This is a genomic window from Sesame phyllody phytoplasma, from assembly GCF_018390775.2.
Taxonomy (GTDB): domain Bacteria; phylum Bacillota_I; class Bacilli_A; order Acholeplasmatales; family Acholeplasmataceae; genus Phytoplasma; species Phytoplasma australasiaticum.
Window position 1 is genome coordinate 1 of record NZ_JAHBAJ020000002.1, and the last position, 16869, is coordinate 16869.

At 24.4% G+C, this 16869-nt stretch carries 10 protein-coding genes and 2 pseudogenes; 7 read left to right on the plus strand and 5 right to left on the minus strand.

The annotated features are described in order from the left end of the window. Nucleotides 1-62 precede the first annotated feature (62 nt). Both KHD59_RS00305 and KHD59_RS00310 read right to left on the minus strand, forming a co-directional pair. Complete coding sequence (locus tag KHD59_RS00305; protein WP_238120194.1) at nt 63-518, minus strand: hypothetical protein; 456 nt, start codon at nt 516-518, stop codon at nt 63-65. A gap of 13 nt (nt 519-531) precedes the next feature. Next, nucleotides 532-759: a hypothetical protein gene (locus KHD59_RS00310; protein WP_213680356.1), complete on the minus strand. Its 228-nt coding sequence runs from the start codon at nt 757-759 to the stop codon at nt 532-534. A gap of 989 nt (nt 760-1748) precedes the next feature. Between KHD59_RS00310 and KHD59_RS00315 the strand changes: the two genes are divergently transcribed. The 4 genes and pseudogenes from KHD59_RS00315 to KHD59_RS02520 all read left to right on the plus strand — a co-directional run bounded on the left by KHD59_RS00315 (nt 1749) and on the right by KHD59_RS02520 (nt 6408). Beyond that, nucleotides 1749-2210, plus strand: a complete 462-nt coding sequence (locus KHD59_RS00315; RefSeq protein WP_213680334.1) for a Panacea domain-containing protein — start codon at nt 1749-1751, stop codon at nt 2208-2210. A 12-nt stretch (nt 2211-2222) separates the two neighbouring features. Beyond that, nucleotides 2223-2981 carry a hypothetical protein gene (locus KHD59_RS00320; RefSeq protein ID WP_213680335.1) on the plus strand — a complete coding sequence of 253 codons (759 nt, stop codon included), beginning with the start codon at nt 2223-2225 and terminating at the stop codon, nt 2979-2981. 499 nt (nt 2982-3480) lie between these two features. Then, entirely contained in the window at nt 3481-4116 is a 636-nt protein-coding gene (locus KHD59_RS00325; RefSeq protein ID WP_213680336.1) for a hypothetical protein, read from the plus strand. Nucleotides 4117-4684: 568 nt separating this feature from the next. Then, nucleotides 4685-6408 (plus strand): annotated as a pseudogene (locus KHD59_RS02520) (reverse transcriptase domain-containing protein). 340 nt (nt 6409-6748) lie between these two features. Here KHD59_RS02520 and KHD59_RS00350 read toward each other — a convergent pair. After that, nucleotides 6749-7234, minus strand: coding sequence for an SVM family protein (locus tag KHD59_RS00350; RefSeq protein ID WP_193622173.1), 486 nt, complete (start codon nt 7232-7234; stop codon nt 6749-6751). A gap of 1554 nt (nt 7235-8788) precedes the next feature. Here KHD59_RS00350 and KHD59_RS00355 point away from each other — a divergent pair. After that, entirely contained in the window at nt 8789-9637 is an 849-nt protein-coding gene (locus tag KHD59_RS00355) for a hypothetical protein (RefSeq protein ID WP_213680337.1), read from the plus strand. 1326 nt (nt 9638-10963) lie between these two features. Here the strand turns inward: KHD59_RS00355 and KHD59_RS00360 are convergent. Then, complete coding sequence (locus KHD59_RS00360; protein ID WP_213680338.1) at nt 10964-11716, minus strand: hypothetical protein; 753 nt, start codon at nt 11714-11716, stop codon at nt 10964-10966. Between the two features lie 1878 nt (nt 11717-13594). On the opposite strand from KHD59_RS00360, the gene KHD59_RS00365 reads away from it, so the two are divergent. Then, entirely contained in the window at nt 13595-14053 is a 459-nt protein-coding gene (locus tag KHD59_RS00365) for a hypothetical protein (protein WP_004994645.1), read from the plus strand. A 377-nt stretch (nt 14054-14430) separates the two neighbouring features. On the opposite strand, the gene KHD59_RS00370 is transcribed toward KHD59_RS00365, so the two are convergent. After that, complete coding sequence (locus KHD59_RS00370; RefSeq protein ID WP_238120198.1) at nt 14431-14706, minus strand: SVM family protein; 276 nt, start codon at nt 14704-14706, stop codon at nt 14431-14433. A 1373-nt stretch (nt 14707-16079) separates the two neighbouring features. Between KHD59_RS00370 and KHD59_RS02525 the strand changes: the two are divergent. Then, nucleotides 16080-16838: pseudogene (locus tag KHD59_RS02525) on the plus strand (group II intron reverse transcriptase/maturase); the annotation flags it as partial. Nucleotides 16839-16869: the final 31 nt, after the last annotated feature.

Sequence of the window (16869 nt, forward strand, 5' to 3'; positions counted from 1 at the left end):
AGCATCCGGCTTTCCATAATTTACTCTCTTTCGAGAACTAATTTCTCCTCACGGTTGATTAGTTATTTGTTCTTATCGTTCTTGTTTCTAATATCTTGTATTTGTTGATTGGTTATCTTGCGATGACAATCTTTACACAATACCTTTGTTCTTTTGTTCATGATACTTTGGCGATTCGCATTGCGAACCGTACCAATGTGATGAATTTGAAGTTGGGTTGTTTTGTCGCAATGCTCACAACGTTCCGCTTTTAGACGGTCAGCTAAATGGGTACGACTTTGGAATATATATTTATTGATGGTAATATCCGGGTTTCCCTTGTAATTACGCATTTTTTTTATTCTGTCCCAAAAGTAAACATTCCATGGTTCGTACTGGGTTTTCCCTTTATTAAGATAAGTAATCCCCCAAGTTGAACCAACTTTATATTTCTTTCGAACTCTGGCAATTGACGTTTTCCTTTTCCTTGCTAGTGTTTTCAAACAGCTGTATTCAGCTAGATAACTTAAGTGAGTCAAAACATTTGGATTGTTAGCTCAACAAAAGTATTGGATAATTTCCATCAATGGTTTTATTGTCGATTCCGGGTGTACCTGCCCCTTTGTTAGCCGTAATTTTATTAAATGCTGTTAATGTGTTATAAAAGTTATTCATTCCCTGCTGGAGTTCTCTTTTTAAGGAACTGCCATTTGTTGAACGATATTGAATTTTACTCAATGTTCGTAAAAGTTTAGTTTCTGGTGAAACCGTTGTTGACATAATATCAACTCCTTCCCCGATACCATTGAATAAATAGTAAATTACTTTCTTCTTTCGCCCTATAAGAGTAATTAACTCTCTTCATGGTAAGTCGATTAACTAAATTATTCCAAATTTAGGTTTACCCTTACGACTACTAAGAAGATGCTTTATCCTTGACCATCCGGGCTTTTATTTCCGGATTAGTAAATTTAATTACTTAGTTTTAGGATTCTCCAAGTTACGCTAAATTTCTACCTTAATTCTTTAGGGGAAGTATCCTCGTTCAGAGGCTGATTCCAGGTTTCCTTTATCTGATAAACTATCCAATACTTATCTATAATATTGATAGACTCTGGACTATCTGGGTAAAGCAACTTACAGATAGGTTTATTAATTACATCCATTTTCCTTCTTAGGCCATTGCAGGTTTCTCCATCGAATTATTTGGTGGCGGAGTCTTCTTGACTAATTTGCTTTCGTCGCAACCCGCTTTTATGGTCTGCTCTAATCTGACATTCTTTCGTTTGTTAGACCGACCATATCCTTTCAGGGTTTATCGGCCCTGGCTATTGGTTAAATAGCACGAAATTTAGGCCTCTTTGGCGCCCAGATAAATAATATAATTTTGACATATTTTTTTAAAAAATCCTTTTATTTTAAAATTAAAATTAATTTATAATTTTACAATTTATATTCTATAATACTTTAAAAAAAATTATATTAAAAAATAAAAATTATTAAAATATTATTTTATTAAAATAAATCCTTAGATTTCCGATGAGGAAGCCAAAAAAATTATTGTCAATTTAATTATCTGTTATTTCAGTAAAGACAAGGTAAATTAAAAATTAAATTAGTCATTCATTTTTATTTTTTATCTAAATATCAAACGATAAGAAAAGAAAAAATTAAAAAAACTCTCCACTTATATAAAAAAGAAGATTGTAATTTTAAAATAAAAATGTTATACTTCTAATATTCAAAATGGTTTTAAAAAGGAGTTAATTATGGTAAATCCGGAAAATAAAATCAATGTTTTCGATGTTGCTCAGTTTTTTGTAAATAAAGATAAAAAAATAAATAAAACCAAAATTCAAAAATTACTTTATTATGCACAAGGTTATTATTTGGCCAGATATAATAAGGTTTTATTTCAGGATGCCATCGAAGCGTGGCCGTATGGTCCTATTATTTCTTCTGTTTATGCGGAAACTTTAAAACAAGAATTTCAAAAACAATATTATTTTGATTTTAGTTCGCAAATGACAAATTCCCCTTTTACCGAAGAACAAAAAGCAATTTTAGAACAAGTTTTTGATGATTTTGGTAATCTGAGTGATAAGCAACTTAGTAAAAAGACTTATAACGAATTCCCATGGAAAACAACTTATGATCCTCATAAATTATATTCGAAATGTATCATTAAACCATCTATTTTATCCCGTTTTTTTAAAATTAAGAAAGATTAATCTAAAAAATTTATGTCGATAAAAAGAGAAAAATATTTTGAAATAATTCAATTGTTAGACCAAATTATGACAAATTTTGAAAGTAATGGGCATTTTTTAAAAGTTTTTTACGAAACTAAATTTTCTGAAGATTTTATTAATTCTTATATTGCAGATCATTTTAAAAACATAGGCAAAAAAACTGATAGAGAATCAATAAAAGGTCATGGTAAAGTCGATGTTTTGGTTGATTATGATTATATTATTGAAACTAAAAATTATTATAATCAAGAGGATTTAGAATTTGTTTATAAGCAAGTATTACATAGAATGCATCATCGTTTTCTTTATGCTTCAATTGTTTTATTAGTAAATGGATTTCAAAAAAATAAATTTAAAGAAATTTTAGAAGAAATTAATAAATGGATTAATTTAAAAAATGGTAAAAAACAAAACCAAAAAACAAAATTTAATGATAATTTTTTGATTGTTAAAATACCAAACCCTGATACTGGTTATGATATTTTGCTTAACATTGCTTGTTATCATTTAGAATTTAACATCAACCATGCCAAAAAAAATTATGAAATTAATGATAAACACCGTAAAGAAATTCACAATCAAAGTCGTCAATTTATTCAATCACTTAGTCAAATAAATAGCTTTAATTTTAAAGACAAAGAAGAAATAGCAGCATATGTGAACAATTTAACAAAAGAATTTTTGAAGATTATGTCTTCTTGTTATGAATATAATGAATATTATTTAAGACCTAAAAAAAATAATAATTAACACTTTTTTTAGAGCATTTTTTGTTTTAATAATTAAAAAATAAAATTTTTATTTTTATTGTGTGATTGATGATATTTAATTAATTTAATTTTAAAAGTGTTAAAATTTTCATCATAGTTAAAGTTTTGTTACTTTTATTGATTTTTTAGACGAATCACAAAAATCCATAAAATATATCATTTTTTAATAAAAAATAATGTTTTATTTTTTTATTTAGTGTAAATTGAGATTTAATTTTTTTAGATTTTTGTTTATTTTATTCAATTAAAAGCTAATGGATTATAAATGTAATAAAATTAATTCGCAATGCTTCCCATTCGTTACACAACCAAATGAAGAGGTTACAGTGATAACATGGAATAAAAAATAAAGAAAAGAATTAATAATAAAGACCAATTTTAAAGTTGGTCTTTTTTTGTTTTTTAAAAAAAGATTATAATATAAATATACATTGTTGAATTATTCTTGTTTTTTAATAAATAAAAAAAGGGGTAAAATAATGAATTTAAAAATTTTTTCAATATCCATTATGTTTTTTTTAACTTTAATTTTTTCTAAAGCTTATGACGTTTATGGCTGTGATGAAAAAAATTTATCGAAAACATCAGAAATCAATTTATATAATCAAAATCCGGAAAAAAATATATATCAAAAAACTTCAGAAGATCAGAAGGATTATGTTTATTTTTATTTTAAAGAAAAAGTTTTAGATGTAGCTGATGAAAAATTAAAATTTGCAGCGCAAGAAAATTATATTCCTATTTTTTTTGATAAATCTAAAACCGATGAAGAAATTGTAAAATTTTTGAGAGAAATCAGTGAAGATACTCCTGTTAGAATTATGAATGAAACTTATGATAATAGGAATCTAAATATTTTAGAATTTTTTATAAATTTCAAAATCGATAATTATTTTGAAGATTTTAAAAAAACCATTTTAGACGTTTTCGATGATAAAATGATAATTTCCTTTAGAAAAAATTTTATTTCAAGAATTATTTTTAGCGAATCAATGACTGATGAACAAATTATGGAATTTTTGAGAAGTACAAAAGGTATAAATTTTTTTTTGTTTTTAATCGTTGGTGAGATATTAGAAGTTTACAGAAATCAAAAGGGCGCCAAAGATGCTTAAATTTCCTGTTATCTAACCAATAACCAGGGCTGATAAACCCTGAAAGGATATGGTTGGTAGGGCAAACGAAAGAATGTCAGATTAGAGCAAACCATAAAAGCGGGTTGAGACGAAAGCAAATTAGTCAAGATGACCCCGCCACCGAATAATTTTATGGAGAAGCCTGAAATGGCCTAAGAAGGTAAATTGATGTAATTTCTGAACCTGTCTCGGAAGTTGCTTAAACGGACAGTCCAGAGTCTACTAGTATATATTTTGAGTACTGAGTAGTTTATCGAATAGAGAAACCTGGAATCAACCTCTTAACGAGGATACTTCCCCTAAAAAATTAAGGTAGAAATTTAAGGTAACTTGGAGAATCCTAAAACTAAGTAATTAAGTTTACTAATCTGGAGATGTCTGGATGGTCAAGGATAAAGAATCTTCTTAGTAGTCGTAAGAGTAAACCTAAATTTGGAATAATTTAGTTAATCGTCTTACCGAGAAGAGAGTTAATCACTCTTATAGGGCGAAAGAAGAAAGTAATTCACTATTTATTCAATGGCATCAAGGAAGGAGTTGATAGATTATGTCAACAACGGTTTCACCAGAAACTAAACTTTCACGAACATTGAATAAGATTTAATATTGTTCATCAAATGGCTATTCTCTGAAAAGAGAACTCCAGCAAGGAATGAATAACTTTTACAACACATTAACAGCATTTAATAAAATTACGGCTAACAAAGGGGCAGGTACACCCGGAATTGACAATAAAACCATTGATGGAATCAATCTGGAAAGATTAAAGAGATACCATCTGGAATACGTTAACAATGGTTACCACCCAAAGCCAGTTAAAAGAATCTTCATTCCTAAAGATAACAAAAAAACCTGACCCTTGGGCATACCGACCATCAAAGATAGATTGATACAAAAATGCCTGGAACAACTTTTAACTCCCTATTTCGAAAATATCTTCTCAGAATGGAGTTTTGGATTTAGAACCAAAAAATCATGTCATGATGCTATCAAACGTATCAAACAAAGATTTAAAGGAATAGATTATATTGTCAAAATCGACTTAAAAGGTTACTTTGATGCCATCAATCATGAGATTCTGATGAGAACCTTAAATCAGTTCATCAAAAAGAATAAAACACTCGCAACCATTAGCAAATGGTTTAAAGCCGGTTTCATTAAAGAGGGAATCAAATACGAGTCTTTATCAGGCTCCCCTCAAGGAGGGATTATTTCCCCCTTGTTGGCGAATGTATATTTACACCACATTGACCTGAAAATGGAGAGACTGATTAAAGAAGGAATACCTATTAGGAAGAGTAACCCAGAATATAAGAAAGCATGGATTAGAAACCAGCACCATAATCTGGGGATTGACAGACACATCAACCTAAATATAAAACCAAGAGTTGAATATAGCCGTTATGCTGATGACTTTATCATTGGCGTTAAGGGAGAATATAATGAGGCGTATAACATCAAAAACCAAGCAACTCGATGGCTAACGCAAGACTTGAACCTTACGGTTAGTAAGGATAAGTCCAAAGTTGTTAAAGCCAACAAAGGAACGAGGTTTCTATCCTACATGATAAAGGTTAACCCTACCAATAAAACCCGGGAAAGGAAAACAACTAAGGATTCCTTAAACGGCAAAGTTCAGATTCAAACCCAGGCGAAAGTCGAGGAATATGGGTATGAATATAATTGGTTAAAAGGGGGAAAGGTGAAACACGACGAAACATTAGCAGAAAGAGACGAATTAGAAATAATTCGGACCTATAAAACAATTGTTAGAGGAATGTCCAATACTTTTGTTTAGCTAACAATCTAAGTGTTTTTACTCACTTAAGTTATCTAGCGGAGTATAGCTGTCTGAAAACACTGGCAAGGAAATAGAAAACGTCAATTGCCAGAGTTCGAAAGAAATATAAAGTTGGTTCAACTTGGGGGATTATTTATCTTAATAAAAGGAAAACCCAATACGAAACATGGGATGTTTACTCTTGGAACAAAATTAAGACAATGCGCAATTACAAAGGAAACCCGGATATTACCATCAATAAATATATATTCCAAGGTCGTACCCATTTAGCTGACCGTCTAAAAGCGGAACGTTGTGAGCATTGCGACAAGACAACCCAACTTCAAATTCATCACATTGGTACGGTTCGCAATGCGAATCGCCAAAGTATCATGAACAAAAGAACAAAGGTATTGTGTAAAGATTGTCATTGCAAGATAACCAATCAACAAATACACGATATTAGAAACAAGAACAATAAGAATAAATAGCTAATTAACCGCGAGGAGACATTAGTTCTCGAGAGAGAGTGAATTATGGAAAGCCGGATGCTGGGAAACTTGCTTGTCCGGTTTGGACGGGGGCTGATTGTAAATAAAACAGCAAAGACAAATCGCTGAATAAAACGCAATTAATCTATCCGTATTATTTACGATTTTTTTTCAAAAATTTTTTCTGATTCTAAATAAAAATGATAAAAAAGATGAGGTTGTTTTGTAAAGATGAAAAGATTTTTTTAATTAACATATTTTTTGGTTTCCTTTTTAAGATTTTGTGTATCAAATAAAAAAAGACCCTGAGAGAGGAGGGTCTTGGGGTTGTGATTAAAAATTAATTAAATTCATTTAATTTATATTGTAAATTAATATATTTTTGGTTTAGATTATTAATTTTTATCACTAATTTTTGATGTTTTGTCATAAGTTCTTGTATTGCGGGGTTTTGATAGGAAATACTTAAAATTTGAATTGCTATTTGATTTCTTTCATATGAATCATGCCAAATTTGTTCATTTATAGACTTTAAAAGTTTGATATCATAAATTCTTTGATAAAGATTTTTAATTCTTTGATCTAAATCATTTAATTGTTTTTGTAATTTTACATCATCATCTAAATGATGAATAAGAAAATATGAAATTTTAGTAGCTAATTCTTTTCGTTCTAAATAAAGTTTATTAATTTCATTATTTATGTAATTTTCATCATTTAAATTATTCATCGCCATTACTTGATTATTATTCATTTTAAATAATAGTCCTAAAAAAATAAATAAACAAATACTTATTATTTTAAATTGATTTTGTAATTTAAACATTAATTAAATCTCCTTTAATTTTTATTTCTTGAATTTTAATATATTAGCAGTTGGTATAATTTTGTTACCAGTCAGAGCTGACTCTTTTATTATTTTCAGCTTCTTTTACTTTATCGTTATTATGTTTATCTTTAAAGAGAGATAAAGTTTTACGTAAAGGGTTGAAGTTCAGGTGGAAATTAGTTAATTTGAAATCAGCATTATGAACAAAAGCTTCACCAATGTATTAGTATGTTTATATATCAACAATGCACTAAAACGTCTGAAGACGCTATTTAATAATTGTCTAATCATGAAAATTATAAGTTATAACTTAATAATTTTAATAAATTTATTTTATAACACTTGACAGATAAAAAAACGGGATATAAAAAATTAATAATTAATTCCCATAAATACTTACAACAGATAAGCCTAAATTAATCCATTAAAGAACATTCATTCTCGAGTAACTCCTTCTTTTTCTTTTAACTAAATATTTAATATTATTATTTTTTTGTCATTAAAGCAATAACAACAGAAAAAAACAACAAATAAAAATGATAATACATAAACTCACAATTGCATGTCTTTTGTAAATACTATTTTCTATTTTTTTTATAAAATTTTTTATTTTTAAACTCAATACTTTGCAACTTAAAAATAATATAATTAACAAGAAAACGCTTAAAATTGCTATCAAATTAAAAAATATATTTTTAGTAACCTCATCCATTATAAAATTTGCTTCTTTTTTGTAAAGTATTTATGTAGCATAAATTAATGATCAGAAATTGTTTTTTTAGAAAAAAACATAATCTTTAACACATTTAATAAAAATCCAGAAACATACAATCAACCAAATAATAAATAAAATAATAAATAAAAAAGCAATTTTATTTCTTTTTTTAATAATATTTTTTATTGTGCAAATAAAATTTATTATTAATTCAAAAATTCTGAGACTTAAAAATATTATAGATAAAATAATTAAAATTAATATTAATATCGACAAAAAATAAGTACCCAAAAACATACCATACATTATAAAATTTTCTCCTTTTTGTAAAGTATTTATGTAGCATAAATCATGATCAGGAATTGTTTTTGTCTAATACAAAAACATAATACAAAAACATAATTGTTTATATTTTAGTATTATAAGCACATTTAATAAAAAAGCAATTTTTATTTTCGCAAAATAATAATTTATGAAATTAAGATATTTTAAATCGATAATTTTGTAAATAATGAAGAGGACTTTGATAATTAAGTTTTTTCATAGGCCATTTGTGATTATAAAAACGTTTAAAAGTTTGAATTTTTTTAATTATTTCCGTAAAATAATAATCGTACCAATCATTATAATGATAGTTAAATCATTCCTAAAAATCAAAAAATAATTCCAATATGTAGCATTTTATTTTCTATAAATATAAAATTTTATAGTTATTAATTAATTTTAAGTTAAAGGAATAAAAAAATATATTATTTATATTATAAAAAAATTTTTAAATTCAAATAAATTGATTACTTTTAATATTAAACAAATAAAAATATAAAAAATATATTTTCATGAAAATGAAGAATATGAAAATTATTTGGTTAATTACGATTTTTATAATTATATTTATTTTAATATTAATATTTCGTCGGCTTTTTTTCAAAAGAAAGTTACAACAATTTTCACAACAAATTAGACAAAAAATAAATTATATTAATTTATTAATGCATAAAATACATGAAAGTATTGGAATTCGCTATCCTTCTATTTATTATGAATTACAAAAAATTGATAATTTTGTATTATCTAATAAGTTTAAATTATGTTCTATGAAAAGAATACAAACAATTTTAAAACATTTGGAAGATATTGAAAATATTTTAATCCAAGTACACTTCCAAAATAATAAAAACGACCAAATAGAATTTAGTATTCCTTATATGATGCTTTTAACATATAATCAAATAATTGAAGTTTTATTAGATAAATATGGAGAAGTACCTGGTAATTATTTCTTAGATCAACAATGCACTAAGGTAAATGAATATATTAAAAGATCTTCAGAAGGTTTACAAATACATCACATTAAAGAAAATGAAATGAAAGGTTTATCTAATCCTGAATTTGCTCGAAAAGCTCCTTTTAGTTATCAAATGGAATACAATTTGGTTTATTGTAATTTACTAGAGCATTTTTTATTACATTGTAAAATTTGGGATCATTCAGCCAACCCATTACAAGTTGATGTGGGGCAAAATGGAGCTCAAATATTGTTAAATGAATTAGAACAAATTCATTTTGCTAATACTTGGCGATATCAAAATTATAAACGTAAAGCAGCTCAAACCATTTTTTTTCAAAAAAAATCATTTTTTCAATGCCGTAGATTCTTTATAGTTTTGCAAATAATTAAATCTTAAAAATATAGATATTAATGATTAGTTTTTTGACTTTAAAAACACCATAGTTTTGTTTCTATGTCAACCAACATCGCATCCAGGTTTGGTATGATGGATTTTAAATGCGTTTTTTTGGTTGTTAAAATAAACTTTACATCTTTTTTTGATCATTATTCTTCCAATTATCAGTTTTGGTTTTCTTTAATTTCTCAAGTTTTTTAATTTTCGAATTTTTTCTAACTCTCACAATGGACGTATGATGTTTTTTTGTTAGGGTTTTTCAAAAATCTATTCTCCTATCTCCTAAATAGTCATATTCCGGATAAGTGAGCTGTTCCGAAAATTTAGACACTTTTTATTTTTTAAAAATCTTGAAGACTAATTATTAAGTTATTCTTTTTTGTTTAAAAGATTAAAAAATAATTTCCTATCTTTTTGAAAAATTTTTTTAGAAAGGAATAAAATGTTAAAGCAAAAAATTATTTAAAGAATTTTTAAAAAATAAAAATAATTTAGTAATAAGAGATCTTTATCTTGGTAAAAAACTAGTTTGTCAATTTTAATATTATTCTCATTTTTCAACTAAAGAAGATAGTTTAGTGGCTCAATCAGAGTTCTTGATTTAGGTTATAATTTTACTATTTATGCTACTTTCGCTATCAAATCAGAAACCAGAGAACTAATCAGCTTCAATTCCTCAAAAAAATCATAAACCGAATAATCTTTATTTTCAAGAATAGTTTTATGTTCCATATCTCATAAATAATCTTAATCCTCATCTATTAAACGACAATTGACATAAAAAAAGATGATCAAAAAAGGCAAGTAATTAATTTAAAGTCCCTTTGTAAAGGGACTTTTTTAGTTAAATCAAAACTAAAAAAAAGACTTTTTTAAAAAAATTTTAAGAAAGGAACTGATTAATAATGAGTGATGCGATGACAGAAATTTACCGTGGTACATATTTTAAAGACCGCAGTAATATTAAAAAAACCATTTATCCCAAGAAAAAAACAAACAAAAATAACCAATAATTGGTATCTTTATTATTAATGACTTAAAAAAACGTTGTGTAACAAACAGGGTACAGCGCGATTCCTTGATTAGGGTGAATGATATAAGTTTGTTTAATTTAAGAATTTTTTTAATAGTATAGAAAAATAAATATTTATTTTGATGTTCCTAAGTATGAAAAAGTGATAATTTGATTATTAAAATAGTCAATAATACAAAAAAATATAAAAATCTTTGAGTAATTTTAAAATAAGCGCTATCGGTTAATATTTTTTTGAAACGGTTTGGTGGCCGTAAAATCTTGATTGATAAAAATTTTGAATAACTTGGAGATTATTTTATATTGACTAATTTTTTTTTTATTATAAATAGAATAGGAATAACAATTAATAAAACTAACAATAAGAAAACATTATTTATTAAAACACCAAGCCATCCTTGAGAGAAATTATTATAAAAATTTAAATCAAAAAAATCATTAATTATTGAGCTGATATTACAGTATAAAAAAGGATTCATAAAATTATAAGGATATTTATAAAAACGTTGATTTTTGATCGAACCTAAAATTAAGGAATAAAAAAGATAAAACAAAGGATGGATTAAAGCTAAATAATGTTTAAGGCAAGGGGCCAAAAGAGGATTAACATAACAATTACTAAAATAAAAAATAGTAAATAATATCGGAATATAAGTATGTTCGCATAAACTCACTGTTAAAAATTCATATTTAAAATTTTCATAATCTACAAAAGGATCGGCGATTAAATTCCAAACGACGCCGGTTAATAATATATCAATTAAAACACAAAAAGCCCATAAAGAATAATTTTTATGATTTCGAAATTTAGAATTTAAAGTCCCAATACAAAATAAAAGAACTAAAAAATTACTTTGAAAAGTGAAATTATAAAAAGTATTATAAAAAGCGCCACTTATCAAAGTTAGTAAGTTTTGCTCTGAGTTATAATTACGAAAAGAATAATTATTTAATTTAATGAAATAAGTGGCACTTGAAAATATAATTAATATAATTAAAAAAACAAAAGCTTTACTAGATAATTTTTTTTTTGAATCATCAAACATAGATAAATCTTCCTTTTTTACAATTTAATATTTAATTGATTATCCTTATCATTATTTATATAAAGAATATTAAATATACATTTCTTTAATAAGTTAATATTTATATTACTAATAATTTTATAAAAAATTTCAAGAATTTAAATAAAAAATATTGAAATTTAAATATATCACTATTATATAATTTTATAAATTAAATATTTTAAAAAAAATTTATTTATTGAAAATCATAATATATTTTTTACGATTTATTTATCATTGTGAGTTTTGATATTATTTAAGTTTTCTTTGGTCATCTTTTTTTTGTTGACGTAATAGTTTGGTTAAATTGCTGCGGTTAATATCCTTATATCATAAGCGTAAATTTTCTTTGTTAATTCATTGGTCAATGATTTTTTGTTTTCGTTAATTACTTCTTTAAACATAATAATATAAAACAGTGATTTTTATGCAAAAATAAAGTAACTTTGTCCATGTCTTGATTATATTTCTAACAATCACTAATAGTTTTAATTAAAAATTATTATTTTTTATTTTTATCATTTTTTAATATTGAAAACTTCTATAATCAAAATATCACTGTATTAATATTTTTCGTATATATGTATTTGATAATTTATGAAAATTGTTTAAGCAAATAATAAAAAAATAAATTTTAGAATGTCTATTCAAATAGATTTATAATTAGAAAAATTTAAATTTAGATAACTATGTTTAATTATATTAAATATTGTTTAATATAGATAATATTTAAGAAACTTATTACGTAATAAAATAAAGTGAAACTTATTTAAATTAATTAAATGGTTTTAAAATAATTTATTTTTAATTATATTTAGAATAAAAAAATCAAAAAAATAACTTTTTATATAAAAAAATATATAATTTTTTTAAAAAAAGTTGTTATTTATAAAAATATTAAATATTATGTAAAAACCATGTTTTTTATTATAAAGTTTACTTCCTATAATATTAATTATGTAAACCATTGAATTAACCTTATGAAATTGACTATTTATCCTCTTGATTCATTTGAAAAGAGCAAAAAAACAAAAAAGTAACCAATAATTGGTATCTTTATTATTAATTACTTCAAAAAACGTTGTGTAGTAAACAGAGTGCGGCGCGCCCTTTGCCAAAATAAATTAGAAAAGATAAGCATAAGAAATCTCTTTTTATTTCTTTTAAAAAACAAAAAAAGATCAACTAATAAAGTTGATCTTGAACATAATTAACAGATTTTATTAATTGTAATACTTTTGGGGTGCAGTGCGATCTGACCTGGTTATTTTTTAAATACCGCGAAATTTAGGTATCTTTGGCATCCTAATCTTTTACCTTAATGTTTTATTTCAAGATTTTGAAAAAAGTAAAAATAAATTTTTTATCTTACTTATAATATTAATAAGCTTAATTAAATATGATTTTTTATAAAAAATTAATTTATATTATTAAATGCGGTTTTAATATTAATATTAAAAATAAAATTATTTTTTAATATTATTAAAATAATAAATAATTATTTTAATGATAATAATTTTAAAAATAAATTTTTCATTTTCCATTATTATGAAAATAAAATTTCAAAAAAAATATATAATAAAAATGTATTAAATATTTAATAAAATTTATATAACTATTAATTTTATCTTAATATATTAAATTTAAATAAAATAATATAAACTTTTTTTTCATTTGAGGAACCAAATTAATAATATTTTTTTCTATTAATATTTAAAAATATATATTTAAGAAAAAAATTGCAATTTAATCAAATTATTATTTCTTATAGATGGATTGTTCATGAATTTTTAAAAATATTCATTAATTTATAAAAAAATTATAAATATTTGTCAATTTCATTAGAAAGTTTTTTATCATATGAATTTTAAGTTCACAAAAATACAAATAAAAAAAATTAATATGATTTGTTTATTTATAATTTTCTTAGCTTTAATATTTATAAATAATCAAAAATCTTATATAGTTTACGCTGGTTCGAATTATTCAACCATCAAAAGAACAGAATCTTCTGAAATATTATTTGATTGTTTAGAAACTAAAATAGAAATTTTAAGAGACAAAATAGATCAATTTTCAAGGAAAAAAAATGAATTATTAAAAGAAATTGATACAGTAGACAAAGAATTGTTATCATTGAATTTAAAAATTAAAAATAAATCCCATTTTAATGTTTCTAAAAGTTTTTTAAAATATCAAATATCTTGTTTAAAATCAAAGAAAAATAATCTTAAAACAAATTTATATGATTTACATTTAGAAATAACAGAATTAGAACTTAAATTAAGAAAAAAATTAGATTTATTAACTAAAAAATAATGTTGTTCTTTTTAAAATTAATTTTATCATTTTACTAAAAGCAATAATTATCGATAAATAATTGATTAATCATCATCAAAATATTATTAATAACTTATATGTATCCTTATTATTTATAATAAATAAAAAATAAATTAGATAAAATCTCTTTTAAATAGTAAATCTTTAAATTAAATACATTTAATGTTTTATTATATTTATTTAAATAAAAAAAGACCCCCGCAAAAGGGTCTTTTATATTTAAGAAAAGAAAATTATTTTTATATTGATAATATTTTTAGTTATTGTCATTATTTAAAGTATATTTAAAAGATGTTGATAAATTTTTAGTTGTTCTTTTTGATTATTAACTAATTGTTCGTGATTTGTTTTTAATCTTAATAGTCTTTTTTTTCATCATCAGTAAGATTAACTGATTCTTTTAATGTTTTATTTATGTTTGTTATTGTGGTTGCATTATCATAAATTTTTTGTTTTAAATAGATAATATTTTCTTCAATAGTGAGATTATGTTGAGAAGGTTGATTGTTACTAGTTCCTGGAAAGTTTGGATTCATTGCCATAACTTGATTAATATTCATTAAGAAGAATAATCCTAAACAACTAATTAAAGAGGATGGCAAAAGATGTAATTTATTTTTTATTTGCATCATTTTAACTTATAACTCTCCTTTTATTTATCCCTCAGTTGAGGTGATATCGTAAAAGGAATTTTTGTTTTGAAATAATAGAATATTCACTGATTTCTTTCATGTATTTTTCTATCTTTTTTTATATTTTTCAATATTAACTAACTTATCTTGGTAATATTTTTATTTAATTTCTAATGTACTAATTTGAATATTAATATCTTTGATTTTAATAATTATTTCAAGTATTTTTTCTTTAAGTTTTTTTCAATTTTATCTTTATTACCTCTTCTATCATTTATCTTTTTCTAATAAAATTGTTTGTGGTTTTAAAACTGTTATTCGATTTGGAAAAGGATTTAATTACAAATTAGTATTGATCATATTCTTTTTTATATTTAATAAAATATTCATAATTTTTTATGAACCTTCTAACATTTGTTACCAACTCGTTTTCAATTCCGCAATTTTTTTCTTCGAAAGATAAATCAAGTAGTAAGAAAGCAGGATTAGAAGATTCTTGAAAAAGATCAGTTTTAATTTATTATAAACATACTGCAGTTGTTTTGATTTTAGGTGAAATAGGTTTTGTAAAAGATTGTGGATTAGAAGGAAGCGGTGCTTCTTCAGGTTAGAAAATCTCTTTTTTTTGTTCTAAAAAAGATAAAGGTGTTTAAGAAGAAATAACATTATGATAATTTTTATTAATCATAATTATAATTACTATTCCTAAAAATAACTATTATTTAAATAAAATATTTTTTTTATAAAAATTTTTTTTGATTCATAAAATTTCATAACCTTTCTGATAATAAAAGATATTATTATCAAATTTAGAAATTTGAATATATCACTATTATATAAATTTAAGAAAGAAATATTAAAAAAAATTAATAATGAAAATTTATTTCATCATTATTTATTGATAATTGGTTAATAGAATTGAGCATATTTTCTGTTTTTTTGTTCTAAGAAATATTTTTGATTAGGAACGTAACTAGTTTTTTTGTTTTAGTTCCTCTTTTTTTCTTAACATGCCTCGGCATCCAAAAGCGTTCATATAAAATTCAGCCCTTTGATAAAAGATAGTCTTCAATTATAAAATAAGCTTTGATCGAAATAATTTTATAGATGATAAGGATTATTTATGATTGATAACAGATGTTTATTTTTTTCTTTTTATAGGTTTGTGAGTTGATACAATATTTGGATCTGATGTATTTTTTTATTATTAGAGAACAATTTTGTTAATTTACTCATATTAATTTGAATTATTTTTTGGAAATATTCAATACTTTCGTCTAATGAGAAGCTGAGATATTTCCGAACTAAATAGCGATCAAGATGATCATTAATATTGTTAAAAGTTGTAACAAAATAAGGGGGGGCAGTGCGAGAAAATTGTGAAAGCCAGTAAAGGAACGAGGCTTCTAATCCTACATGATCAAGGTCAACCCCACCAATAAAACTCGTCAAGAGAAGGCCACCAAGAATTCCTTAAATGGCAAAGTTTAGATCCAAATTCCCAAGGCGAAAGCTAAAGAATATGGAGAGGAATATAATTGGTTAAAAAGGGGAAGGGTGAGACATGATGAAACATTAGCAGATAGAGACGAGTTAGAAATAATCCGGACCTATAAGACAATTGTTAGAGGAATTATCCAATACTTTTGTTTAGCTAACAATCTCGGGGGTCTTAACCCATTTAAATTATCTAGCGGAATATAGCTGTTTGAAAACGCTGGCAAGGAAACGGAAAACGTCAATTGCCAAAGTTCGAAAGAAATGTAAAATTGGTTCAACTTGGGGAATTTCTTATCTTAATAAAAGGGGAAACCCAATACGAACTATGGAATGTTTACACTTGGGACAAAATTAAAAAAATGCGTAATTATAAGGGAAATCCCGATATTACCATCAATAAGTATATTTTCCAAGGTCGTACCTATCTAACCGACCATCTAAAAGCGGAACGTTGTGAGCACTGCGATAAAACAACTCAACTACAAATTCATCACATTGGTACGGTCCGCAATGCGCACCACCAAAGTATCATGAATAAAAGAACAAAGGTATTGTGTGAAGATTGTCACCGCAAGATAACCAATCAACAAACACACGATATCAGAAAGAATAAGAACAATAAGAATAAATAGCTAATCAACCGTGAGGGGAAATTAGTTCTCG